The organism is Burkholderia sp. CCA53, from assembly GCF_001685525.1.
GTDB lineage: Bacteria > Pseudomonadota > Gammaproteobacteria > Burkholderiales > Burkholderiaceae > Burkholderia > Burkholderia multivorans.
Genome location: NZ_BDDJ01000002.1, coordinates 1,361,924 through 1,384,997 on the forward strand (window position 1 = coordinate 1,361,924; position 23,074 = coordinate 1,384,997).

Genomic DNA, 23,074 nt, shown 5'->3' on the forward strand with positions numbered 1-23,074 from the left:
TCGCGTCATTCGCCGTCGCCGCGCGCGGGAATCCGGAGGTGGCGCAGCTTGTGATAGAGCGTTTTCTTCGGCATCCCGAGCGCCTCGCTCGCGTCCGCGACGTTGCCGTGGTGACGCCGCAGCATGTCCTCGATCAGCATGCGCTCGAAATACGCGAGCTGCTCCGCGAGCGTGCTTCCCGCGGCGCCCGTGCCGCCGGCCGACAGCAGGCTGTCGCCGGTCAGCCCGAGCACGAAGCGATCCGCGACGTTCTGCAGTTCGCGTACGTTGCCGGGCCATGCATGTGTCATCAGTTCGGATACCTGAGCCGCCGATACCACCGGCGCCGGCTGTCCGAAGCGCCGCGCGGCGGCGAGCACGAAATGCTCGAACAGCAGCGGCACGTCCTCGCGACGCTCGCGCAGCGGCGGCAATTCGATCTGCGCGACGTTCAGCCGGTACAGCAGATCCGCACGAAAACGTCCGTCGGCCGCGAGTTCGGCGAGATCGGCCTTCGACGCGGCGATCACGCGGCAGTCGACCGGAATCAGCTCGTTCGCACCGAGCCGCTCGACGACGCGCTCCTGCAGCACGCGCAGCATCTTGATCTGCAGCGGAATCGGCATCGTCTCGATCTCGTCGAGAAACAGCGTGCCGCCCTGCGCCCATTCGATCTTGCCGATCCGCTTCTTGATCGCGCCGGTAAACGCGCCGGCCTCGTGGCCGAACAGCTCGCTCTCGAAGATCTGCTCGGGCAGCCCGCCGCAGTTCAGCGCGACGAAATGCGCATCGCGCCGGCCGCCGAAATCGTGCAGGCTGCGCGCGATCAGCTCCTTGCCGGTGCCGGTCTCGCCGGTGATCAGCACCGACACCGACGTATCGGCGAGTCGCAGGATCTTCTTGCGTACGTCGGCCATCGCGGGCGACTTGCCGAGCACGAGCGCTTTGATTCCCTGCCAGTTGTTCAGTACCGCGCGCAGCCCCTGCACCTCGAGCGTGAGGCGGCGCTTCTCGACCGCGCGCGCGACGCGGCCCGCGATCAGGTCCGACGAAAACGGCTTCTCGATGAAGTCGTACGCGCCATCGTGCATCGCGCCGACCGCCGTCGAGATGTCGGCGTGGCCGCTGATCAGCACGACGGGAATCTGCGCATCGACGGCCATCACGCGTTCGAGCAGCTGCAGCCCGTCGATGCCGGGCATCCGCACGTCCGACACGATCACGACCGGCGCGCCGGGCGCGACCTGCGCAAGCGCGTCGGCCGCCGACGCGAACGCCTGCACCGGAAACCCGGCCAGCGCGACGGCCTGCTCGACGCCGATCCGGACGTTTTCATCGTCCTCGACGACCAGCACGCGGATTTCATCTTCCATGTTCTGTCCTTTGCGGCGTGGCCGCCGCGAATTCGATGGTGAACTGCGCACCGCCGCCGTCACGATTCGTCGCGGCGATCTTCGCGCCGAATCCTTCGACGATCCGCGACGTGATCGCTAGCCCGAGTCCGAGGCCCTGGCCGCGCGGCTTCGTCGTGACGAACGGCTCGAACAGGTGCGGCAGCACGTCGGGTGCGATGCCGGCGCCGGAATCCGTCACGCTGAAGCGTACGCGCCCGTGCGCATCCGGCGCGTCGGCGGCAATGGCGATGCGGCGCACCGGCGCGTCGTGAACGGCATCGAGCGCGTTGCCGAGCAGGTTCACGATCACCTGCTGCAGCTGGCTCGATTCGGCTGATACCGTCGTGCCGGCCGGAATGTTCACGTCGAGCTGAACGCCTTCGTCGCGCAGCCGCGCATCGTAGATCAGCCGCGCATGCGCGACGGCTTCGTTCAGCGACACCGCGACGCGCTCGACGTCGGGCTTGCGCGCGAACGTCTTCAGTTCGCCGGTGAGCACGGCCATCCCGTCGACGAGCTTGCCGATCCGCTCGAGATTCGCGAACGCTTGCGCCGGCTGATTGCGCTCGAAGAACGTGCGCGCGTTGTCGCACAGCGTGCGGATCGCGACGAGCGGCTGGTTCAGCTCGTGCGTGAGGCCGGCCGCCATCTGCCCGAGCACGGCGAGCTTGCCGGCGTGCACGACTTCCTGCTGCGAATCGCGTAGCCGCTGCTCGGTGCGCTCGCGCTCGACGATCTCGCGCTGCATCCGCTCGTTCGCCTCGGTGAGCGCCGCGGTGCGCTGCGCGACGGTCAGCTCGAGCCGATCGTTCGCGCGGCGCAGCGCGTCCTGCACGTTCAGCCGCGCGGCGATCGCCCGGCGCCGCTGGATTGCATAACCGACCAGCAGTGCGACGATCAGGAACGCACCTGTCACGAACACGAAGGCCGTCTGCTGCTGGCGGCGCGCGCCGGCGGTGTCGAGCAGCACCATCAGCGAATCGCCGGCCTGCGGCGCGGGACGCGACATCACGAGGTAGCGCACGGTGCGCCCCGCGCGATGCGGATCGGGAAGCGTGCCGAACCACGCCGCCGCGCTGTGCTCGCCGATGCGGCGGTACGGCAGCGCGTCGACGGTGCGGCCCGCATACTGGCGCGACGCCTGGATATCGCGCTGCTGCTGCGCGGTGATCGGGCGCAGTGCCGTGAATTTCCATGCGGGTTCGGTCGAGATCACGACGACGCCGTTGCCGTCGACGACCATCGCCGCGACACCGGGCGCGCGCCACGCGGATTCGAGCGGATCGACGCTGATTTTCGCGGCCGCGACGCCGATCGGCGTACCGCCGTCGCGCACCGCGCTCGCGAAATAGACGCCCGGCACGCCGGTGTTCGTGCCGATCCCGAAGAAGCGGCCGCTGCCGCGCGCGAGCGCATCCTTGAAATACGGCCGGTACGACACGTTCGTGCCGACGAAGCTGACCGGCTCGTTCCAGTTGCTCGCGGCGATCACGTCGCCGCGCAGATCGATTACGTCGACCGCGCCGCTGCCTGCGTCGCGGTTCACGGCTTCGAGATAGACGTCGACCGGATGCAGCAGGTCGCGCGCCTGTTGCGGCGACGCCTTCAGCAACGCACGCACGCTGTCCTGCCGCGCGACCAGTGCGGGCAGGATCTCGAAGCGGCCGAGTTCGCTCTTCAGGCTCGATGCGTAGAGGTCGAGCCGATGCGCGCCGGCTTCCTCGAGCGCGTCGATCGCGCGTTCCCACGCGAAATCGACGACCGCGCCCGCGACGCCGACATACAGCACGGCCGCCGACGCCCAGCCCCACCACGGGATTCCCTTGAAGCTCTTCTGCACGTTCGCCCTCATCGAAGCCCGCAATCGGTTGCCGCATCGGCCGTCCAACCGGCCGTCCAACTGGCCGTCCAACTGGCCGTCCTCAACGACACGCGCCGCGCGCCGGTCGGCCCGGCGGCGGCGCGTGCGACGCGGCGTGCGCGACGATGCGCGCGGCCGTGCGTCATCCGAAGTGCGCGAGCAGGATCAGCGTGACCGTGACGACGATCGCGCCGCCGATGCGGGTGGCGATTTGCGCGAACGGCATCAGCTGCATCCGGTTCGCGGCGGTCAGGATCGCGACGTCGCCGGTGCCGCCTTGCCCGCTGTGGCAGGCGTTCACGATTGCGGTGTCGATAGGGTACATCTTCAACAGGCGGCCGACCACGAAACCGGTGCCCATCAGCGTCGCGACGGTCGCGACGATCGTCACGACGTTGACGAGCGTGAACGCGGCGGTCAGCTTGTCCCACGGCGTCATCGCGACGCCGATCGCGAACAGCAGCGGATACGTGACGGCAGTCGAGAAGAACTTGTAGACGACGAACGCGCCTTCCTGGAGCGGCGGCGACACGGCGCGCGCGAGCTTCACGAGCACCGCGAGGAACAGCATCGCGACCGGCGCCGGTAGGCCGAACAGCTTGTGCGCCATCAGCCCGACGAGGTACAGCGTGATCGCGGTGATGCCGGCGCCCGCGATATGCGTCACGTCGACGAGGCCGCGCTTTTCCTCGTGTTCCGGCGACATGTCGCCGGTTTCGCCGACCTGCAGGCGGCCGTTGCCGGTCAGATGCGGCAGGCGCTTGCCGAGCATGTCGAGCGCGCCCGACAGGATGATCGCGGTCAGGCTGCCGAGCATCACCGACGGCAGCACCATCGCGAACATCTCGCCTTGCGGCAGATGCAGGATTTCCGAATAGCCGATCGACAGCGGGATCGCGCCTTCGCCGACGCCGCCCGCCATAATCGGCACGACGATGTACAGCAGCGTGTGGCGTGCGCCGAGGCCGAGCGCGGTACCGACCGCCGTGCCGACGATCGCCGCGGCGACCGAGCCGAGCGCGAGCGGCACGAAGATCTTCAGGAAGCCCTGGATCAGCACGCGGCGATCCATGCTCAGGATGCTGCCGACGATGATCGATGCGATGAACAGGTACAGGAAGTTCGTCGACTTCGTGAATTCGACGGTCAGGTTCAGTACCGGCTTCGGCAGCACGTGATAGTAGGTGAGCGCCGACGGCACGAAGGTCGCGAAGATCGCGGCCGCGCCGATATTGCGCAGCAGCGGCAGACGCTTGCCGAGTTCCGCGCAGGTGAAGCCGAAGAACGCGAGCACCGCGATCGCCATCGAGATTTCGCCGGGCACCTTGCCCGTCACCGCGAAGCCGACGATCAGCGCGAACAGGATGAGGTAGACCGGCAGCGGAATGATGCCGATGCGGATTTCCATCAGCTTCCACCAGCCTTCGGGCCAGAAGCGCGTGCGCGCGGCCGAACCGGCGTCGACGACCGATTCCGGATGGGACGGGGTAGGGATTGAGGTCTGCAAGACGTGTCTCCTGATGTTGGCATGCCGACGCCGGTGCGCGGCATCGTGTGCGCTCTATTACGCAACCGCCGTGCCAGGATTGCGTCGCTCGATGCGCACATAACGCTTTGATTTAAAAGACGTTAATTTCATCTGCAGAAAGCCGCCTCGAAGGGCCGTTCCGAGATTTCGGAAAACGCGTCGGCGGCAGGCCGAGATTTCGGCCAGGTGCGCCGCCGCCGCCGCCGCACGCCGGTTCGCGCGCCATATCGCCGGATGCGATTTTCTTCGCACAATCGCTTCGTAGACCGCCCCCGTGCCGCTCTCTATCATCGGCTGATCCTTTTCCGATACCGCGACTGTCCGGAGAACGCCTGCGCGTTCGCCGCGGCGTCGCGCATTCGTCGATTCCTCGTTGCACAGGAGAGTGGTTCCCATGCCGCATGCCGTTTTGTCCGTCCGCTTCGTCGCTGCGCGGGTCGCGCGCACCGCCCGGCTGTTCGCGACTGCGCTGTTCGCCGCGTCGCTCGGCATCGCGCTGCCGAACGGCGCGCACGCCGATTCCGCGCCGCTGAAGGTCGGCATCGCGACGAGTCCACAGATCGATGCGCTGAAGGTCGCCGCGAAGGAGGCGAAGGCGCAGGGTCTCGACGTGAAGATCATCGAATTCACCGACTGGAATACGCCGAACGCGGCACTCGCGAACAAGGACATCGACGTCAACTACTTCCAGCACATCCCGTTTCTCGAGAACGCGAAGAAGCAGGGCGGCTACGACTTCGTCGCGATCGCGCCCGGCACGATCATGAAGATCGGCCTCTATTCGAAGAAGGTGAAAAGCTTCGGCGAGCTCAAGGACGGCGCGAAGGTCGCGATCGCGAACGATCCGGTCAACGGCGGCCGCGGCTTGCTGCTGCTGCAGCGCGCGGGGCTCATCACGCTGAAACCGGGCGTCGACTATCGCGCGACCACGCGCGACATCGTCGCGAACCCGAAGCATCTGAAGATCGTGCAGCTCGAGGCGTCGCAGCTCGCGCGTTCGCTCGACGACGTCGATCTCGCGCAGGGCTATCCGAGCTTCATCAAGCTTGCCGGCACGACGGACCCGAACAGCGCGCTGCTGTTCGACGGCACCGAGAACAAGAACTTCGCGATTCAGTGGGTCGTGCGGCCCGACAGCGTGAACGATCCGCGTATCCGCAAGTTCATCGGGATCTACCAGCATTCGCCGGCGGTGCGCAAGGCGCTCGATAACGCGTTCGGCTCGCTGTACGCGGTCGCATGGTGACGGAGGCGCATATGGCGAATCGCAAGAAGATCCTGCTCAACGCGTTCAACATGAACTGCGTCGGGCACATCAATCACGGGCTGTGGACGCATCCGCGCGACCGCTCCGCGCATTACACCGATCTGGACTACTGGACCGATCTCGCGAAGACGCTCGAGCGCGGCAAGTTCGACGGCATCTTTCTCGCGGACATCGTCGGCGTGTACGACGTGTTCGGCGGCGGCCCCGAGGTCGCGCTGCGCGAATCGGTGCAGGTGCCGGTCAACGATCCGCTGCTGCTCGTGCCGGCGATGGCGCAGGTCACGCGGCATCTCGGCTTCGGCGTGACCTCGAATCTCACGTACGAGCCGCCTTATCTGTTCGCGCGCCGGATGTCGACGCTCGATCATCTGACCAAAGGCCGCATCGGCTGGAACATCGTGACCGGTTATCTCGACAGCGCCGCGCGCGGGATGGGGCTGGCGCGACAGATCGGCCACGACGACCGCTACGAGCGCGCGGACGACTATATGGACGTCGTCTACAAGCTGTGGGAGCAGAGCTGGGACGACGACGCGGTGATCCGCGACGCGCGCGCACGCGTGTTCGCGCGGCCCGACAAGGTGCGGCGCGTGAAGCACGACGGGCCGTTCTATTCGATCGACGCGATCCATCTGAGCGAGCCGTCGCCGCAGCGCACGCCGGTGCTCTATCAGGCCGGATCGTCCGCGCGCGGCGTCGAGTTCGCAGGCCGTCATGCGGAGTGCGTGTTCGTCAACGGCCAGAGCAAGGCCGCGGCGCGCGCGGCGGCGCTCGACATCCGCGCGGCGGCCGCGCGGCAGGGCCGCGATCCGGCATCGATCCGCATCTTCGCGGGCGTGAGCGTCGTCACGGCCGAGACCGAACGGCTCGCGCGCGAGAAGTTCGACGAGTACCGGCGCTATGCGAGCCCGGAAGCGGGACTCGCGCATTTCGCGAGCTCGACCGGCATCGACTTCGCGAAGTACGGCCTCGACGAGCCGATCTCGTATGTGAAGACCGACTCGATCCAGTCGGCCGTCGACGCGATCTCGCGCAAGAGCACGAGCGGCGCGTGGACCGTGCGCCGCATGCTCGAGCAGATGTCGCTCGGCGGCCGCTATGCGCCGATCGTCGGTTCGCCGTCGCAGGTCGCCGACGAGCTGCAGTCGTGGATCGACGAGACCGGCATCGACGGCTTCAACCTGACGCGCACGGTGATGCCTGAATCGTTCGAGGATTTCGTCGACTGGGTCGTGCCCGAGCTGCAGAACCGCGGCGTCTACAAGGAAGACTACGATCCCGCGCCGACGCTGCGCCAAAAGCTGTTCGGCGCGGGCGCGCGGCTGCCGGCGTGGCATACGGGCGCGCAGCACCGGCCGGCCGCCGCGCGCGAATCCGCGCATGCATGACGATCACGGGAGCAAGCGATGACGCATTGGTTCGATACGCTGGGATTCATCGATGCAGCGGCCGCGCAGGCCGGCGCGCACGCCCAGGCGCGCGTGCAGTCGGCTGAGGCGACGAGCGGCGCGGCCGTCTCGCTCGAGCACGTCGGCAAGGTATTTGCCTCGCCGCGCGGGCAGGCCGCCGCGCTGCGTGACGTGACGCTCGACGTGCGGCGCGGCGAGGTGTTCGGCATCATCGGCCGCAGCGGCGCCGGCAAATCGACGCTGCTGCGGCTGATGAACGGGCTCGAGCGCCCGAGTTCGGGGCGCGTGCGCGTGCAGGGCGTCGACGTCGGCACGCTCGACGAGGACGGCCTCGTCGCGCTGCGCCGCCGGACCGGGATGGTGTTTCAGCACTTCAACCTGCTGTCCGCGAAGACGGTATTCGAGAACGTCGCGCTGCCGCTGAAGATCGCCGGCGTGCCGAAGGCCGACCGCACGCGCAAGGCCGAAGCCCTGCTCGAACTGGTCGGGCTTGCCGCGAAGCGCGACGCCTATCCGGCGAGCCTGTCGGGCGGCCAGAAGCAGCGCGTCGGCATTGCGCGCGCGCTGGTGCACGACCCCGAGGTGCTGCTGTGCGACGAAGCGACGTCGGCGCTCGATCCCGAAACCACGCAGTCGATTCTCGCGCTGCTGGCGGACATCAACCGCCGCCTCGGGCTGACGATCGTGCTGATCACGCATGAAATGGAGGTGATCCGCGCGGTGTGCGACACGGTCGCGGTGATCGAGCAGGGCGAAGTCGTCGAGACGGGCCCGGTATGGCGCGTGTTCGGCAATCCGCAGCACGGCGCGACGCGCGCGCTGCTCAGCACGCTCGTGCACGACCTGCCGGCCGAACTCGCGGCGCGCGTGCAGCCGCTGCACGACGAGGCCGCGCTGCCCGACGGCGCGCAGATCGTGCTCGACGTCCGCTATACGGGCGAGAGCGGCGGCGAGCCTGACGTCGGCGCGCTCGCGGCGGCGCTCGGTGGTTCCGTGCGGTTCCTGCACGGCGGCATCGAACGCATCCAGGGCCATGCGCAGGGGCGTCTCGTGATCGCCGCGACGCCGCGTGCGGATGACGCCGGCCCGTCGGCGGCACACGCCGGCGCGGTCGCCGCGCTGCTCGAACGCGCGCGCCGGCATGCGAATCACGCGGAGGTGCTCGGCTATGTTTGAACTGTGGTGGCCCGAGCTGCTCGACGCGATCCGCGACACGCTGTCGATGGTCGCCGCGTCGGCCGCGATCGCCGCGCTGCTCGGCATTCCGCTCGCGGTGATCCTCGTGACGACCGCGCCCGGCGGCATCTACGAACGGCGCGGCGTCAACGCCGTACTCGGCGCGCTCGTAAACGTGTTCCGTTCGACGCCGTTCATCATCCTGCTGGTTGCGCTGCTGCCGTTTACGCGCGTGCTGATCGGCACGACGATCGGCGTGTGGGCGGCCGTCGTACCGCTGTCGATCGCCGCGATTCCGTTCTTCGCGCGGATCGCCGAAGTGAGCCTGCGCGAAGTCGATCGCGGGCTCATCGAAGCCGCGCTCGCGATGGGCGCGAAGCGGCGTCACATCGTGTGGCACGTGCTGTTGCCCGAAGCGCTGCCCGGCATGCTCGGCGGCTTCACGATCACCGTCGTCGCGTTGATCGGTTCGACCGCGATGGCCGGCGCCGTCGGCGCGGGCGGGCTCGGCGATCTGGCGATCCGCTACGGCTACCAGCGTTTCGACACCGCCGTGATGGCGACCGTGATCGTGATCCTGATCGCGCTCGTCTCGGCCGTGCAATTCACGGGCGACCGCCTGGTCCGACGCGTGACCCGGCGCGCTTGAACGGCGCCGCGCGCGCCTGCCCGCTTCATCAACGATCCTGAGAGACCGAATCATCATGACTTTGCCCATCGGCGCACCGCGCGAATGGAACGGACAATTCGAGGAAGCGCTATTCGTCGACGTCGCGCGACGTCATCGTCCCGACTTCCCGGACAAGCTCGCGGCGCCGCCGCGCGAGCCGCGCACAGCGGACGAAGTGGCCGCCGTCGCCGACTACTACACGAAGATGGCGTCGCACGACCTGTTCATCGTGCAGGTCGTCGCGAAGGCGATCGATACGCTGTTTCGCGACGATCCGCACTTTCAGCTGATCCTGTCGCGCCAGCTCGGCGACGACGGCGCGCATGCAGCGCTCGGCCGCGAACGCGTGACCGAGCTGACCGGTCGCGATCCGCTGCCGGACGTCGACCGGCTCGTCGCCGCGCACTGGGCGCGCATCGGCGATCTCGCGGTGCGCGACCTCGCCGGCTTTCTCGCCTTCGAATGGCATTACGAGCTGCACATCCTCGCGAAGCTGTGGATTCAGCGCAAGACCGGCCGCATCGCGGACGGCGCGATGCGCGAGCACGGCGAGAACCGGATCCGGCCGGACGAGGAATGGCATCGCGTACAGATTGTCAACTGGTGGTTCGCGACGCTGGCCGCGCTGCCTGCGGCGGAGCGCGATGCGCTGATCGATCGCGTGATCGCGGCCGACGAGCAGATGCAGGCGCGCCTCGACGGCTATCTGCACGACGAATACGCGCACACCGCGCACGTGTTCGGCGCCGATATCGCCGACTACCGCGCGATCTACGACGACTGGCGGCGCGAAATGCTGTCGCGGCTGACGGGCCGTCGTCTCGACGCGCTCGTGCCGTTGTCGCGCGATAGCGTCGGTCAGGAACACGATCGGGAAGTCGTCGCATGAACGATCCACGCGGCCCGGCGACGCTTGCGCGCGACGACGATTCGTCCGCGCTCGACCGCGATGCGCTCGCACGCACGATCGACGCGTTGCGCGACACGGCGGCCGTACGCGACCGCGCGGGCGGGCATGCGGCGCGCGAGAAGCAGTGGCTCGCCGACGCCGGCTTGCTGACGCTCGCGGTGCCGCGCGCATTCGGCGGGCGCGGCGCCGAATGGCCCGCGATCTACGATGCGATTCGGCAGATCGCGCGCGTCGACAGCGCGCTCGCGCATCTGGTCGGGTTCCAGTGCCTGCAGGTCGTCAGCATCGACGTGTGGGGCAACGCCGCGCAGCGCGAACGCTATCTGCGCGGCACGGTCGAGCATCGCTGGTGGTGGGGCAATGCCGTCAATCCGCTCGACACGCGGCTCGTCGCGACCGCGACGCCCGACGGCGGCTACCGGCTCGACGGCGTGAAGGGGTTTTGCTCGGGCACGCGCGGCTCGCAGCGCATGACGGTGTCCGCGCACGATCGCGACACCGGGCGCACCGTGTTCGGCGTCGTGCCGACCGATCGCGACGGCATCACCGTCAACGACGATTGGGATCCGATCGGGCAGCGTCAGACCGACAGCGGCAGCGTGCGTTTCGACGCGGTGACGCTCGCGCCCGACGAAGTGCTGCACCGCTCCGAGTCGCCGCCGACGCCGCGTGCGACGCTGCGCACGCTGGTGTCGCAGCTCGTGCTGACGAACCTGTTCGTCGGGCTCGCCGAAGGCGCGCTCGAGGCCGCACGCGATTACGTGCGGCAGCATGGGCGGCCGTGGATTCACGCGGACGTCGCGCATGCGAGCGACGATCCGTATACGCTGCAGCGTTTCGGCGACATGCGCGTGCAGGCAGTGGCTGCGGCATCGCTTGCCGACCGCGCGGCACGTGCGCTGCAGCATGCATGGGTGCAGCACGACACGCTGAGTGCCGATGCGCGTGCGGAAGTCGCGCTCGCCGTATCGGAAGCGAAGATCGTCGCGCAGCGTGCGGCGCTCGCGAACGGCGAAGCGTTGTTCGACGCATGCGGCGCCCGCGCGACGGGCGCGTCGCTCGCGCTCGACCGCTTCTGGCGCAACGCGCGTACGCATACGCTGCACGATCCGCTCGACTATCGGCTGCGGGACGTCGGCCGGTTCGCGCTGACGGGCACGCTGCCGCAGGCGTCGCTCTATACGTGACGACACGATCGACGCCGTCGCGCGCGCGTCAGGTCGCGGGGAGGGCGTCGGCCAGTGTGCGCATCGAGTCGGCCGTCTGCGCGTTCGCCGGGAAAAACGCCTCGATTGCCAGTTCCGACAGCGTCACGTCGACCGGCGTGCCGAACACGGTCGTCGTGCTGAAGAACGTCAGTTCGCCGGCCGCGGTGCGCAGGCGCAGCGGCACCGCGATATCGGCATAGTCGGTGCGCGTGTGCGTCTCGTCGGGCTGGCCGGGCGGCGCCGGATACGCGGCGAGTTCGTCGCGCAGCGTATGCAGCGTGCGATCGCCGCTCGCGTCGATCTGCCGTTGCAGGCGATGCAGGATGTGCGCGCGCCATTCCTGCCAATTGACGATCTGCGACGCGAGACCATCCGGATGAAGACTCAGCCGCAGGACATTGACGGGCGGCTGCAGCAATGCCGGATCGGCCTGCGCGACCAGCGCGCCGAGCATGCGGTTCGCGGCCAGCAGCGTCCAGTGACGATCGACCGCGAGCGCCGGATACGGCTCGTGACCGCGCAGCACCGCTTCGACCGCATGGCGTGCGGCGTCGAGCTGCGGATCGGAGAACGGCCGCTCGCGAAACAGCGGCGCGTAGCCGGCCGCGACGAGCAGTGCGTTGCGTTCGCGCAGCGGCACGTCGAGACGCTCGGCCAGATGCAGCACCATCTCGCGGCTCGGCTGCGCGCGGCCCGATTCGACGAAGCTCAGATGGCGCGCGGACACGTCGGCTTCGAGCGCGAGCGCCATCTGGCTCAGGCGGCGCCGTTGACGCCACGTGCGCAGCAGCGGGCCGACGCCGGACGCGCGGCCGGCGGACGAGGGGATCGAGTGGAGGGCGGCGGTCGGGTTCATGCATCGGATGATAAGCAATCCGGTGCGCGGCGGGCATTACCTGCGAGGTAAGCGTCGCGGTGCAGGGCGGGCGGTTCGGTGCGTGGCGTGCGGGCGACGGCCGAGCGAAGGTTTAGCGGCGGCGGCGGGCCGGCGGGCCCGCCGCCTGACGCGACGCGCGCTCAGGCCGCCCGATGGCGCAACTCGACGCGCCGGATGTCCTTCACGATCACGAGATAGCTGAACACGGTGACGAGCGCGTTCAGGCCGACGAACACGAGCGCGCCGTTGAACGAGCCGCTCGCGCCGACGAGGTAGCCGATCGCGATCGGTGCCACGATGCCGGCCGTGTTGCCGAACATGTTGAACAGGCTGCCCGACAGGCCGATCGCCTCTTTCGGCGCGGTATCCGCGACCACCGCCCAGCCGAGCGAGCCGATCCCCTTGCCGAAGAACGACACGGCCATCAGCACGATCACGAGCGCTTCGCTGTCGACGTAGTTGCAGCCGATGATCGCCATCGACAGCAGCATCCCGCCGACGATCGGGATCTTGCGCGCGAGCGTCAGCGACACGCCGCGGCGGATCAGCGCGTCCGACAGCATCCCGCCGAGCACGCCGCCGAGGAAGCCGCAGATCGCCGGCAGCGACGTCATGAAGCCGGCCTTCAGCAGCGACATCCCGCGTGCCTGCACGAGGTAGATCGGAAACCACGTGAGGAAGAAGTAGGTCAGCACGTTCACGCAGTACTGACCGATATAGACACCGATCAGCATCCGGTTCGACAGCAGCTGGCGCACGTAGTACCAGCCGGCGACGCGCGAGCCTTCGGTGCGCGTGCCGTCGCGGCGCGCGGCCGCGCGTACGACGCCGCCGCCCTGCTCGATATGCTCGAGCTCCGCGCGGTTCACGGCCGGATGGTCGGCCGGGTCCTTCACGACGCGCAGCCACAGCAGCGCGAGCGCGATGCCGGCGAGGCCGAGCCACAGATAGACATGATGCCAGCCGTACGCGTGCGTGAGCCACGCCATCAGCGGCGAGAACACGACCGCCGCGAAATACTGCGCGGCGTTGAAGATTGCCGACGCGGTGCCGCGCTCGGCGGTCGGGAACCAGCTCGCGACGACCTTCGCGTTCGCCGGAAACGCGGGCGCCTCCGCGATGCCGACCGCGAAGCGCATCGCGAACAGCGCGACGACGGCGAATGCCGCGCTGCCGCCGAGGCCGATCGTGCTCTGCAGCAGCGTGAACGCCGACCACAGGAAGATGCTTGCCGCATACACGCGCCGCGCGCCGAACCGGTCGAGCAGCCAGCCGCTCGGCAATTGCGCGAGCACGTACGCCCAGCTGAACGCGGAGAAGATATAGCCCATCGTCACCGGATCGATGCCGAACGCCTGGCGGATCGGCGTGCCGGTGATCGACAGCGTCGCGCGGTCCGCATAGTTCAGCGTCGTGACGACGAACAGCATCGCCAGGATCCAGTAGCGCACCGCGGTTCGGCGTTCGGTGCGCGCGAGGTCGATCGGGAGGTCGCGAGAGCGAGTCTGATTCGTCACTTTAAATGTACGTCGTCATATGACATGGTGAGCAGTGTAGGGGCCGCATGCTGGCGTGCAAAGTTCGGGTTTCCCCTTGGTTATCCGACTGCTAGTCATCGTATCTCCGTGGTGCGCGTCATGCGATCGCGTGCGGCCCGCCTTTCGCAGGCCGGCTTCGGACGACAAGGAAAGCACGCCTACGTCGGCAGACATCGTATCTGTTGCGCTACAATGTTCGATCCCACCGAACCCACGGAGCACACCCATGCAACTGACAGGAGAGATGCTGATCGGCGCCGACGCGGTGACCGGCTCGGCCGGCACCTTGTACGCATTCGACCCGTCGAAGGACGCGCCGATCGATGTGCCGGCCTTCGGCATCGCGACGCAGGCCGACGTCGATCGCGCGTGCGAACTCGCGCGCGGCGCGTTCGACGCCTATCGCGCGCAGCCGCTCGCGGCGCGCGCGGCGTTTCTCGAGGCGATCGCCGACGAGATCGTCGCGCTCGGCGACGCGCTGATCGAGCGCGCCCACGCGGAAACGGGGCTGCCCGCCGCGCGGCTGCAGGGCGAACGCGCGCGCACCGTCGGCCAACTTCGTCTGTTTGCGCGCGTCGTGCGCGACGGCCGCTTTCTCGCCGCGTCGATCGATCCCGCGCAGCCGACGCGCACGCCGCTGCCGCGCTCGGACCTGCGGCTGCAGAAGATTCCGCTCGGCCCCGTCGCGGTGTTCGGCGCGAGCAATTTCCCGCTCGCGTTTTCGGTCGCGGGCGGCGACACCGCGTCGGCGCTGGCGGCCGGCTGCCCGGTGATCGTGAAGGGACACGAGGCACACCTCGGCACGTCGGAACTCGTCGGCCGCGCGATCCGCGCGGCGGTCGAGAAGTGCGGGATGCCGGCCGGCGTGTTTTCGCTGCTGGTCGGGCCGGGCCGCGTGGTCGGCACGGCGCTCGTCAACCATCCGGCGATTCAGGCGGTTGGCTTCACCGGCTCGCGGCAAGGCGGCATGGCGCTCGTGCAGCTCGCGAACGCGCGGCCGCAGCCGATTCCCGTCTACGCGGAAATGAGCAGCATCAACCCCGTCGTGCTGTTCCCGGCCGCGCTCGCCGCGCGCGGCGACGCGATCGCGACCGGCTTCGTCGAATCGCTGACGCTCGGCGTCGGCCAGTTCTGTACGAACCCGGGCCTCGTGCTCGCGATCGACGGCCCCGAGCTCGATCGCTTCGAGGCGGCCGCCGCGCAGGCGCTCGCGAAGAAGCCGGCCGGCGTGATGCTGACGCGCGGCATCGCGGACGCGTATCGCAACGGCCGCGGCACGCTCGCCGCACTGCCGGGCGTGCGCGAGATCGGCGCGGGCGAACCGGCGCAGACCGAATGCCAGGCGGGCGGCGCGCTGTACGAAGTCGGCGCGCAGGCGTTCCTGTCGGAGCCGGCGTTCGGTCACGAGGTGTTCGGGCCGTCGTCGCTGATCGTGCGTTGCCGCGACTTCGACGAGGTCGCGCGCGTGCTCGACGCGCTCGAAGGCCAGCTCACGGCCACGCTGCAGATGGACGCCGACGACAAGCCGCTCGCGCGCCGTCTGCTGCCGATCCTCGAACGCAAGGCCGGTCGTCTGCTCGTGAACGGTTTCCCGACCGGCGTCGAGGTGTGCGACGCGATGGTGCACGGCGGCCCGTTCCCGGCGACGTCGAACGCGGCGTTCACGTCGGTCGGCGCGACCGCGATCGACCGCTTCCTGCGGCCGGTGTGCTATCAGGACTTCCCGGACGATCTGCTGCCCGAAGCGCTGCAGCAGGACAATCCGCTTTCGATTCCGCGGCTGCGGGACGGGAAGGCGGAGTGATGGGCTGAACGCGTCGTTTCGGTGGGCGGTCGGCCGCCGGAATGACGGCGGGAAATGAGGAGGCGGAATCGGCCCGGCGGTCGGTTCCGCTTTTTTATCGTCGAGAGCGGCGCGTTGCGCGAGTTCGGCGGGGTGGCCGGCGTTGGCCGTGCGGCGATTGGCGGCCAGCCGATTTCCCAGCGACAACGGCACGTTCGCAAACTGTACGACGCGTCGCCGATCATCCGATTCCGCGAACCGCTTCAGCCGATCACGGCTCGGCGAACCTTGTGCAAAGCATCGCCGAGCGCATCCAGCGACAGCGAACCGAGCGCCAAGCGAAGGGCATGACGCGTATTCGGCGTGGTCGAGAACGGCTCGGCCGTGGTCACGAGTACACCGTCACGTTCGAGATCGGCCGCGACGCGATCGGCGCGCAGGTCGTCGGGCAATTCGAGCCACAGGTAATAGGACGTCGGGTGCGCGACGATCGATCCGCCGCGTAGAATGCGGCGCGCGAGCGTCTGTCTGCGCCGCGCATCTTTGCGCTTTCGCTCCTCGAGCGTGTCGACCATCCCGCTTTCGATCCACTGGCACGCCAGTGCAACGGTGAGCGACGGCGTGTTCCATGTCGATACGCGGATCGCGCGCTCGAGTGGCGGTATCAGGCGCGCCGGCGCCGCAACGAAGCCCACCCTCAATCCCGATGCGACGCTTTTCGACAGCCCCGATACGTAGACCGTCCGCTCGGGCGCATACGTGAAAACCGGCTTCGGCGCGGGCTCGGCGAGGAACGCGTAGGCGCCGTCCTCGATGACGAGAAAGTCGTGACGTTCGGCGAGTTCGGCGAGGCGAATCCGGTCCGGTTCGCTCATCACCCAGCCGAGCGGATTGTGCAGCGTGGGCATCGTATAGAGTGCGCGCACGGGGCGTCGCCGGCAGAGTGCGTCGAGCCGATCCAGATCCGGGCCGCCGCCCACGCATGACGGCAGCGGCGCGAGGTCGAGCCGGTGCAGTTGCGCCAGCGCTTTCATGCCGGGGTAGGTCAGCGCGTCGATGGCCAGAATGTCGCCGGGCTGCAGTAGCGCCATGACTGTCACGGCGAGCCCCTGCTGCGCGCCGTTGACGATCAGCACCTGTTCGCCGGGCACGCGGATGTCGCGATTGCGCAAATGTTTGGCGACGGTTTGCCGTTCATGCCTGCGTCCCCCTTGCGGCGCGGAATGCAGCAGTGCATCGAGATCGCCCGACGCGGCGAGCGTGCGCAACCCCGTGCGGAGCAACTCGACCTGCCCGGGCAGCGACGGATAGTTGAAGGTCAGATCGATCGTTCCGGAGCACGCCGGATTTTGCTCGAGCCCGAGTCCGCGCGGCAACGACGTATCGCGCACGAAGGTGCCTCTTCCCACTTCGCCGACTACGAGCCCCATCGCTTCGAGTTCGCCGTACACGCGCGACGCGGTCGCCAGCGCGACGCCGTGCTGCTTCATCAGTGCGCGGATCGTGGGGAGCTGCGTGCCGGGCGGCAGCGTGCCTGCACGTATGTGGCCGACCAGATCGTCGACGATGGATTTGTAGCGAGGTTCGGCCATCGATGTATCTAGAACAATTTTTTGTTTGTATCGCCTGCAGAGATTACGCTGGGATCTTCACTCACGCAAACGGCCGCCAGCATGATCGACACCTCGACCTTATTGATCTTCTCCGGCGCGGTGATGGCGCTGCTTTTGTCTCCGGGGCCGAACATGGCGTTCGTGATGGCGCACGGCATGGCCTACGGGCTCGGCGGCGGCGCGGCTGCGGCGCTCGGTATCGGCGTCGCCGACCTGATCCTCACGCTGCTGACGGCGACCGGCGTGACGGCGATGGTCGCCGCCTGGCCGCCGTCGTTCGACGTGATCCGCTATGCCGGTGCGGCTTATCTGCTGTGGATGGCCTACAAGGCTATGCGTCGACCGGGTGAGCTGGGCCAGGTCGCCGCTTCCCAGGCGACGCTGCGCTCCGTGTTCGTGCGTGCGATGCTCAACAGCCTGCTGAATCCGAAGGCGCTGCTGTTCTTCATGGTTTTTCTGCCGCAGTTCGCGGATCCCGGCAAAGGCGCGGTGGGCCACCAGTTGATCGTGCTCGGTTGTGTGCTGACGGCGATCAGTACGGTGTTTCACACGCTGCTCGGCAGTGTCGGCGGTTCGGTGCGCCGCTTTCTGTGCCGCCATGCGCGCGCGGCGAAACTGCAGTCTCGCGGATTGGCGGCGTTGCTCGTGCTGCTGGCCGTGCGGCTGGCCGTGATGTCTCGTCCCGTCTGAGCGGTAGACGGCGTGTCGTACTCGCAACGTATGGAGAATCCTCGATGTACATCGCAGCGTTCATCTACAAGCCCGGTGAAGTCGACGAGGAGTTCCACCGGCTGAGCGCCATCATCGATGGCATCGCGGCGAGTTTGCCGGGCTTCGTCGGCGCGGAATCCTGGCGATCGGCCGACGGGCGGCTCGTGAATGCCAGCTACTACTGGCGTGACGAAGCGTCGCTGAAGGCATTTGCGTCCGCGCCGCAGCATCTCGATGCGAAACGACAATTCCGCAAGTGGTACGGCGGGTATCGCGTCGTCATTTCGAAGGTTGAGCGGGCGTATGGAGACGGGACGGTCGAGCACTTTGTGCAGGACTCGCGGAGGTTGGGAGGGCGGTGATGGGTGGGGGCGGCGCCGTCGTTGAGGCGCCGCGTTCATCCTCGGGGTGCGCACTTTGGAAGAGGGGCGGCTGCGTGATGCGGGGCAAACGGACAGGTTGGACAACCGATGTTTGCGCGCGATCTGGCGAGCGACCGGGGAAAGCCGGCACAGCTAGCGTTTCGGGAGTTGACGCTGGTGGCTTTCGACCAAAAGTGAACGTTCGCAATCTGATCATGGGAGACCGCAACGGATCCGTAACGGGCCATTCGATGTTGCCTCGCCGGTCCGCCGTAACAGCAGCAGCGCGTGCCGGCGCGTTAGTGATTGCGCATCAGTTCCACCACGAAGTCCAGAAAAGCGCGGGTCTTTGCCGGCACGTGGTGCCGGGATGCGTAGTAGACGTATAACGGATACCGTTCGTCTACCCATTCGGGAAAGAGATTGATCAACCGCCCGTCGGCAATCAGGGGCTCGGCACCGAGCAGCAACATCTGCGCAATCCCGGAACCGGCGAGACATGCGTTAAGCAGAGCGCCCGGGTCGTTGACCGTGAGTCGTCCCTGAGTGTTCACCACAATGCGTTTTCGTTTGCGATGGAATTCCCACTGGAACGGCTTGCCAGTCTCCGGGTTTCGAAATTCGAGGCATCTGTGGTGTCGACCTTCCAGGTCCTCGGGTTTTGCCGGCCGTCCCCAACGTGCAACGTACGACGGTGCTGCAACTGTCACGATGCGGGAGTCGAGCAGCTTTCTCGCGATCAGGGTAGAGGCTTTCGGTTCGCCGAATCTAACGGCGAGGTCGAAGCCGTCCATGACGAGGTCGCCAAGACTGTCCCGCGCGATGAACTCGATTTCGAGTTCCGGGTGTGTGTCCATGAACGCATCGAGTGGCTGCCCGAGAACGGTCCGGTAGACGACAGGATCCAGATTGATTCTCAGCTTTCCACGCACAGCCGACGCGCCACCCGCCGCAGCGGCCGCCGCTTCCTCAAGGCCGGCCAGATGGGGCATGACCTGCTCGTAAAAGCGGCGGCCCTCTTCAGTCAGGGCGACAGAGCGCGTTGTCCGGTTGAAGAGCCGGATGTTCAACCTCTTTTCCAGCCGCGCAATCGCGCGACTGACGCCCGGCGGCGTCATTCCTATCACCTCCGCAGCGCCCACAAAGGTCCCCGCATCCACTACGGCGGCGAACACGCTAATGCTGCCGGAAAGTTTCTCGCTACTGGATCTCATGGTTGCTCAAGTTAATACGGTTGGCGGAGCGCGATCGACCGCGTGAAGGCGAACGCTGCGCCGCGCAGCAGTGCTGGCGGGGTCCGTTGATCATGCCAAATTGATGATCCATTGTCACTTATATGATGACTTCCATGTCATTTTGTTTTGTTTGGTGCTTGTCCAGAATACGTCTCGCCGACGCATTCGTTGGACATCCACGCAAACCGGTCGCGGCCCGGTTTTTCGCCATCGCCGAGCACTGCAATGCCGCGATTCATTCATTCGGGAAGAAACCAAAATGGCAGGTCAAACAGATCGTCGCCGTCTCCTGAAGGGAGCATCGAGCCTGCTGGCGCTTGCGACGCTTGGTGGCGTTGTAAGCCGCGACGCGCAGGCGCCTTTCTACGATGCGGGCGTCGTGGACCTATACGGGGCGCTTCGAGCAGGCGTTTTACGACGGTTTGCGTCGCGTCTGAACGATTGACCGTCGGCACGCCAACACTGGATCAACCGATATCACCACACACGGAGAACGAGCAATGTATGCAATCACAGGAATCACCGGCAAGGTGGGCGGTGCACTGGCCCGCGAGTTGCTGGCTGCCGGTCAGCCGGTGCGCGCCGTCGTGCGCGATGCGACACGGGCAGAAGCTTGGGCAGAGCGAGGGTGCGAAATCGCGACGGCTTTCATGGAAGACTCTTCGTCGCTCGCCGCCGCATTCGAAGGCGCGACCGGCGTTTTCATCCTGCCGCCTTCGGAGTTCGATCCGGAGCCCGGGTTTCCCGAAGCGCGCACAGTGATTGACGCTGTGTCCGCCGCACTCCTGAAGGCGCGACCCGGTAAGGTCGTCTGCCTCTCGACGATCGGCGCGCAGGCCGACGAGGTCAACCTGCTCACTCAACGCACGCTGATGGAGCAGGCGCTGCGCGAGATGCCGATGCCCGTGACGTTCCTGCGCCCAGGCTGGTTCATGGAGAACGCCGCATGGGATGTTGCGTCTGCAAGCGACGATGGCGTGATTGCCAGTTACCTGCAGCCGCTCGACAAGCCGGTGCCGATGGTCGCCACTGCGGACGTAGGCCAGGTTGCCGCCGACCTGCTTCGGCAAACTTGGTACGGCGTGCGCGTCGTCGAGCTTGAAGGTCCACGCCGGGTAAGTCCTAACGATCTCGCAGCGGCTTTCGCCAGTGTGTTGCATCGTCAGGTACGCGCGGAAGTCGTCGAACGGCACACGTGGGAAGCGCTGTTCCGCACGCAGGGCATGAAGCATCCTCTACCTCGCATGCGCATGCTGGATGGCTTCAACGAAGGCTGGATCTGTTTCGAAAGTAATTCTGACGAAATCTTGCGCGGGCACGTCGAACTGGAGACTGTTGTCGGCGAGCTTGTGTCACGTCGAATCTGATCGGAGCCGGTAGCGACGCGTGGACTCAGAGTCCCACTCTACCGAAGCACCAGGTTCTCGTTGATACAAGGAGTACACGATGGAATACGGCACGCTGGGCAGAACTGGTCTACGCGTTTCACGGTTGAGCCTCGGCGCAATGACGTTCGGTGCTGGCTCAGGCATCTGGGGCGATATTGCAGGCTTGGACCGCGATCAGGGCACCCGGCTTGTCGCGATGGCCGTGGAACGTGGCGTCAACCTGATCGACACGGCGGACGTCTATACGACCAACGCGATCGAGTCGCTGCACATGCAGCTTCGGAAGATCATCAAGGCGTGCGGCCACTTTTGGAAGCGCGCCATGACTCAGTTCGCGCTGCTTTACCCGGAACGATTCAACATTGGAATCTGAATCTCAACCCGCCTCACACACGGAATTCCGGATACCTCCGAGGGCGGCAGCTTTCGGCCGCGATCGGTCGTTGGACAGTCACTGACGAATCGCTGACAATCTAGCCACCCTGCAATGGCTGCCCGCGGCTACCGGAAGCGTATATGCGCTCAAACTTTCTGGTCTCCAATCGTACCGCCCAGTATCAAACGATCGCGCTGATCCTCATATCGATGTTCTGTTTCGCGATCGTCGACGCACTCGGCAAAGCCGTGGCGCTCGATTATCCGGCAAACGAAGTAACGTTCTTCCGCATGCTGTTCGGCATCGTGCCGGCCGTTCTCGTCAGTCTTCGTGGCGAGCCGTTGATCGCTCGTGTCAAGAATATCGATCTTCGCGGACAGACTACGCGCGCGCTGACGCTACTCGGCGCTTCCGGACTATTCTTCTCCGGCTTGCCTTACCTGCCGTTGAGCGAGGCCGTCGCAATCGTTTATTCGGAGGCGATCTTTGTCGTTATCCTTGCCCCGTTGCTCCTCGGGGAGCGCTTGATCGCGCGGAACGCAGTCGCAGCGTGCGTCGGCTTTATCGGCGTCATTCTGGTTGTCCGTCCACACGGTAGCTTGTCGACTTTCATCGGCCCGTGTCTGCTGCTGTTGAGCGCTGCGTGCGGCGCGCTTTCGATGATTCAGATTCGCAGGCTCAAGGTGAGCGACGACTCGAGCCTCACCGTGCTTTTCTTTACCACTTTCGGGACCGTCGTGACCGGTATTTCCCTATTGTTTGCGTGGCGGACACCGACACTCAGGGACCTGTTCATCATGGCGCTGCTCGCGATATTCGCCACTGCCGGCCAGCTTCTCTTTACGGTCGCAGTGAGGCGCGAAAACGCGGCGACACTCGCCCCTTACACCTACACAAGCATCATCTGGGCAACGCTTTTCGGATTCGTCGTATGGGGCGAGACGTTAGACCTCGTGCCGGTCCTCGGGATAATCGCAATCGTCGGAAGCTCGATCGCTGTTGCGATTCGGGAAGAGCCGCCTGAGGGGCCGGCGGTTTAGCCGATCGCCCAACCCACCTTCCCCCCACCCCCACTTTCCTCTACATTACCGAAGCCTCCCGGCCCCAAACCGCAAAGGCGAACCTGAGAGCTCACCCAAAAACAACGAGGGACCCGAACACATGAACATCAGCAAACGCGGCGACCACCTGTTCGCAACCGGCCTGCCGAAAACGATCGGCGACGTCGCCAAACTCGTCCGCACGCAGATCGGCGAATACAGCGAAGGGCGCGTACTGGCCGACGAACTGTTCGCGATGCAGCGCGAACTCGGCGGCAACGAATTCGACCTGACGATCAATCGCGGCCGGCCCTTCTCGGGCCACGATACCCACTCGCTGATTTTCGGCACGGTCGTCGACCGCTTCCGGCTCGACATGCAGGCGGTCGTGTTCGCGATGAAGCACCGCCGCAGCATCGACGCACGCGACGGCGCACAGCGAGGCGAAGCGCTCACGCAGGCGAACGCGCACCTCGCGACCGCGAAGCAGTACGCGCAGTTCACGGTCGGGCGGCTGTTCGATGCGGTCGTCGACCGCGACGTGCTGAAACAGATTCTGGATGCGACGTCGACCACGCGCGGGCGCGCGCCGGCCGAACAAAAGGGAATCGAGGAGGCGAAGCGCAAGCTGAGCGACGCGCGTTACCGGATCCTCGGCGCCATCGGGCGGATGTGACGGCCGCGCCGGCTCGTCGAGCCGCGCGGCATCGTCGATGCGAGCGGGCCGGCCGCCGCGCCGCGATGGCGCC

21 protein-coding genes are annotated in these 23,074 nt (G+C 66.8%); 13 read left to right on the forward strand and 8 right to left on the reverse strand.

Features of this window, described 5'->3' with window-relative positions:
* Nucleotides 1-5 precede the first annotated feature (5 nt).
* The 4 genes from BCR55_RS22405 to BCR55_RS33575 all read right to left on the reverse strand — a co-directional run bounded on the left by BCR55_RS22405 (nucleotide 6) and on the right by BCR55_RS33575 (nucleotide 5,158).
* The gene (locus BCR55_RS22405) at nucleotides 6-1,352 is read right to left on the reverse strand and encodes a sigma-54 dependent transcriptional regulator (protein WP_065495965.1); all 1,347 of its coding nucleotides are present in this window, start codon (nucleotides 1,350-1,352) and stop codon (nucleotides 6-8) included.
* Nucleotides 1,342-3,225, reverse strand: coding sequence for an ATP-binding protein (locus tag BCR55_RS22410; RefSeq protein ID WP_065495967.1), 1,884 nt, complete (start codon nucleotides 3,223-3,225; stop codon nucleotides 1,342-1,344). The genes BCR55_RS22405 and BCR55_RS22410 overlap by 11 nt, the downstream gene beginning before the upstream one ends.
* A 151-nt stretch (nucleotides 3,226-3,376) precedes the next feature.
* The gene (locus BCR55_RS22415; protein ID WP_006406856.1) at nucleotides 3,377-4,741 is read right to left on the reverse strand and encodes a 2-hydroxycarboxylate transporter family protein; all 1,365 of its coding nucleotides are present in this window, start codon (nucleotides 4,739-4,741) and stop codon (nucleotides 3,377-3,379) included.
* Between the two features lie 57 nt (nucleotides 4,742-4,798).
* A complete protein-coding gene (locus BCR55_RS33575; protein WP_175403842.1) occupies nucleotides 4,799-5,158 on the reverse strand; it encodes a hypothetical protein in 360 nt (119 codons plus the stop codon).
* On the opposite strand from BCR55_RS33575, the gene BCR55_RS22420 reads away from it, so the two are divergent.
* Genes BCR55_RS22420 through BCR55_RS22445 form a run of 6 tightly spaced genes read left to right on the forward strand, consistent with a single transcriptional unit; the run spans nucleotide 5,157 to nucleotide 11,381 of the window.
* On the forward strand, nucleotides 5,157-6,008 hold the full coding sequence (locus tag BCR55_RS22420; protein WP_065495971.1) for a MetQ/NlpA family ABC transporter substrate-binding protein: 852 nt from the start codon (nucleotides 5,157-5,159) through the stop codon (nucleotides 6,006-6,008). The genes BCR55_RS33575 and BCR55_RS22420 overlap by 2 nt on opposite strands.
* Nucleotides 6,009-6,019: 11 nt before the next feature.
* Nucleotides 6,020-7,417 (forward strand): LLM class flavin-dependent oxidoreductase, encoded by a 1,398-nt coding sequence (locus BCR55_RS22425; protein ID WP_065496723.1) that lies wholly within the window; start codon nucleotides 6,020-6,022, stop codon nucleotides 7,415-7,417.
* A gap of 18 nt (nucleotides 7,418-7,435) precedes the next feature.
* Nucleotides 7,436-8,614 carry a methionine ABC transporter ATP-binding protein gene (locus BCR55_RS22430; protein ID WP_065495973.1) on the forward strand — a complete coding sequence of 393 codons (1,179 nt, stop codon included), beginning with the start codon at nucleotides 7,436-7,438 and terminating at the stop codon, nucleotides 8,612-8,614.
* Nucleotides 8,607-9,263, forward strand: a complete 657-nt coding sequence (locus BCR55_RS22435; protein ID WP_006410928.1) for a methionine ABC transporter permease — start codon at nucleotides 8,607-8,609, stop codon at nucleotides 9,261-9,263. The genes BCR55_RS22430 and BCR55_RS22435 overlap by 8 nt, the downstream gene beginning before the upstream one ends.
* Nucleotides 9,264-9,318: 55 nt before the next feature.
* A complete protein-coding gene (locus BCR55_RS22440) occupies nucleotides 9,319-10,173 on the forward strand; it encodes a hypothetical protein (RefSeq protein ID WP_059937168.1) in 855 nt (284 codons plus the stop codon).
* On the forward strand, nucleotides 10,170-11,381 hold the full coding sequence (locus tag BCR55_RS22445) for an acyl-CoA dehydrogenase family protein (RefSeq protein WP_065495975.1): 1,212 nt from the start codon (nucleotides 10,170-10,172) through the stop codon (nucleotides 11,379-11,381). Before BCR55_RS22440 ends, BCR55_RS22445 begins: the two co-directional genes overlap by 4 nt.
* Before the next feature lie 28 nt (nucleotides 11,382-11,409).
* On the opposite strand, the gene BCR55_RS22450 is transcribed toward BCR55_RS22445, so the two are convergent.
* Nucleotides 11,410-12,258 (reverse strand): helix-turn-helix domain-containing protein, encoded by an 849-nt coding sequence (locus BCR55_RS22450; RefSeq protein WP_065495977.1) that lies wholly within the window; start codon nucleotides 12,256-12,258, stop codon nucleotides 11,410-11,412.
* 161 nt (nucleotides 12,259-12,419) lie between these two features.
* Nucleotides 12,420-13,796, reverse strand: coding sequence for an MFS transporter (locus BCR55_RS22455; RefSeq protein WP_006410929.1), 1,377 nt, complete (start codon nucleotides 13,794-13,796; stop codon nucleotides 12,420-12,422).
* Between the two features lie 247 nt (nucleotides 13,797-14,043).
* On the opposite strand from BCR55_RS22455, the gene BCR55_RS22460 reads away from it, so the two are divergent.
* Nucleotides 14,044-15,621, forward strand: a complete 1,578-nt coding sequence (locus BCR55_RS22460) for an aldehyde dehydrogenase (NADP(+)) (RefSeq protein WP_065495980.1) — start codon at nucleotides 14,044-14,046, stop codon at nucleotides 15,619-15,621.
* Nucleotides 15,622-15,863: 242 nt separating this feature from the next.
* Here BCR55_RS22460 and BCR55_RS22465 read toward each other — a convergent pair whose 3' ends face one another.
* Nucleotides 15,864-17,192, reverse strand: a complete 1,329-nt coding sequence (locus tag BCR55_RS22465) for a PLP-dependent aminotransferase family protein (RefSeq protein WP_065495982.1) — start codon at nucleotides 17,190-17,192, stop codon at nucleotides 15,864-15,866.
* 81 nt (nucleotides 17,193-17,273) lie between these two features.
* Between BCR55_RS22465 and BCR55_RS22470 the strand changes: the two genes are divergently transcribed.
* Both BCR55_RS22470 and BCR55_RS22475 read left to right on the forward strand, forming a co-directional pair.
* The gene (locus tag BCR55_RS22470; protein WP_065495986.1) at nucleotides 17,274-17,903 is read left to right on the forward strand and encodes a LysE family translocator; all 630 of its coding nucleotides are present in this window, start codon (nucleotides 17,274-17,276) and stop codon (nucleotides 17,901-17,903) included.
* 44 nt (nucleotides 17,904-17,947) lie between these two features.
* Nucleotides 17,948-18,286, forward strand: coding sequence for an antibiotic biosynthesis monooxygenase (locus BCR55_RS22475; RefSeq protein ID WP_065495987.1), 339 nt, complete (start codon nucleotides 17,948-17,950; stop codon nucleotides 18,284-18,286).
* Between the two features lie 299 nt (nucleotides 18,287-18,585).
* On the opposite strand, the gene BCR55_RS22480 is transcribed toward BCR55_RS22475, so the two are convergent.
* Nucleotides 18,586-19,500, reverse strand: coding sequence for a LysR family transcriptional regulator (locus tag BCR55_RS22480; protein ID WP_006406870.1), 915 nt, complete (start codon nucleotides 19,498-19,500; stop codon nucleotides 18,586-18,588).
* 521 nt (nucleotides 19,501-20,021) lie between these two features.
* Here BCR55_RS22480 and BCR55_RS22485 point away from each other — a divergent pair.
* From BCR55_RS22485 to BCR55_RS22500, 4 genes are all read left to right on the forward strand, one after another.
* Nucleotides 20,022-20,888: an NmrA family NAD(P)-binding protein gene (locus tag BCR55_RS22485; protein WP_065495990.1), complete on the forward strand. Its 867-nt coding sequence runs from the start codon at nucleotides 20,022-20,024 to the stop codon at nucleotides 20,886-20,888.
* 79 nt (nucleotides 20,889-20,967) lie between these two features.
* A complete protein-coding gene (locus BCR55_RS33810; RefSeq protein ID WP_139094076.1) occupies nucleotides 20,968-21,282 on the forward strand; it encodes an aldo/keto reductase in 315 nt (104 codons plus the stop codon).
* A 143-nt stretch (nucleotides 21,283-21,425) separates the two neighbouring features.
* Complete coding sequence (locus tag BCR55_RS22495) at nucleotides 21,426-22,325, forward strand: DMT family transporter (RefSeq protein ID WP_065495993.1); 900 nt, start codon at nucleotides 21,426-21,428, stop codon at nucleotides 22,323-22,325.
* Between the two features lie 121 nt (nucleotides 22,326-22,446).
* Nucleotides 22,447-23,001, forward strand: coding sequence for a hypothetical protein (locus tag BCR55_RS22500; RefSeq protein ID WP_006410915.1), 555 nt, complete (start codon nucleotides 22,447-22,449; stop codon nucleotides 22,999-23,001).
* Nucleotides 23,002-23,074: the final 73 nt, after the last annotated feature.

What these genes read in the sequence shown, in the direction of transcription:
- BCR55_RS22405 (WP_065495965.1), bottom strand. Translation starts at nt 1,352, where the DNA reads ATGGAAGATGAAATCCGCGTGCTGGTCGTCGAGGACGATGAAAACGTC.
- BCR55_RS22410 (WP_065495967.1), bottom strand. Translation starts at nt 3,225, where the DNA reads ATGAGGGCGAACGTGCAGAAGAGCTTCAAGGGAATCCCGTGGTGGGGC.
- BCR55_RS22420 (WP_065495971.1), top strand. Translation starts at nt 5,157, where the DNA reads ATGCCGCATGCCGTTTTGTCCGTCCGCTTCGTCGCTGCGCGGGTCGCG.
- BCR55_RS33575 (WP_175403842.1), bottom strand. Translation starts at nt 5,158, where the DNA reads ATGGGAACCACTCTCCTGTGCAACGAGGAATCGACGAATGCGCGACGC.
- BCR55_RS22425 (WP_065496723.1), top strand. Translation starts at nt 6,020, where the DNA reads ATGGCGAATCGCAAGAAGATCCTGCTCAACGCGTTCAACATGAACTGC.
- BCR55_RS22430 (WP_065495973.1), top strand. Translation starts at nt 7,436, where the DNA reads ATGACGCATTGGTTCGATACGCTGGGATTCATCGATGCAGCGGCCGCG.
- BCR55_RS22435 (WP_006410928.1), top strand. Translation starts at nt 8,607, where the DNA reads ATGTTTGAACTGTGGTGGCCCGAGCTGCTCGACGCGATCCGCGACACG.
- BCR55_RS22440 (WP_059937168.1), top strand. Translation starts at nt 9,319, where the DNA reads ATGACTTTGCCCATCGGCGCACCGCGCGAATGGAACGGACAATTCGAG.
- BCR55_RS22445 (WP_065495975.1), top strand. Translation starts at nt 10,170, where the DNA reads ATGAACGATCCACGCGGCCCGGCGACGCTTGCGCGCGACGACGATTCG.
- BCR55_RS22450 (WP_065495977.1), bottom strand. Translation starts at nt 12,258, where the DNA reads ATGAACCCGACCGCCGCCCTCCACTCGATCCCCTCGTCCGCCGGCCGC.
- BCR55_RS22460 (WP_065495980.1), top strand. Translation starts at nt 14,044, where the DNA reads ATGCAACTGACAGGAGAGATGCTGATCGGCGCCGACGCGGTGACCGGC.
- BCR55_RS22465 (WP_065495982.1), bottom strand. Translation starts at nt 17,192, where the DNA reads ATGGCCGAACCTCGCTACAAATCCATCGTCGACGATCTGGTCGGCCAC.
- BCR55_RS22470 (WP_065495986.1), top strand. Translation starts at nt 17,274, where the DNA reads ATGATCGACACCTCGACCTTATTGATCTTCTCCGGCGCGGTGATGGCG.
- BCR55_RS22475 (WP_065495987.1), top strand. Translation starts at nt 17,948, where the DNA reads ATGTACATCGCAGCGTTCATCTACAAGCCCGGTGAAGTCGACGAGGAG.
- BCR55_RS22480 (WP_006406870.1), bottom strand. Translation starts at nt 19,500, where the DNA reads ATGAGATCCAGTAGCGAGAAACTTTCCGGCAGCATTAGCGTGTTCGCC.
- BCR55_RS22485 (WP_065495990.1), top strand. Translation starts at nt 20,022, where the DNA reads ATGTATGCAATCACAGGAATCACCGGCAAGGTGGGCGGTGCACTGGCC.
- BCR55_RS33810 (WP_139094076.1), top strand. Translation starts at nt 20,968, where the DNA reads ATGGAATACGGCACGCTGGGCAGAACTGGTCTACGCGTTTCACGGTTG.
- BCR55_RS22495 (WP_065495993.1), top strand. Translation starts at nt 21,426, where the DNA reads ATGCGCTCAAACTTTCTGGTCTCCAATCGTACCGCCCAGTATCAAACG.
- BCR55_RS22500 (WP_006410915.1), top strand. Translation starts at nt 22,447, where the DNA reads ATGAACATCAGCAAACGCGGCGACCACCTGTTCGCAACCGGCCTGCCG.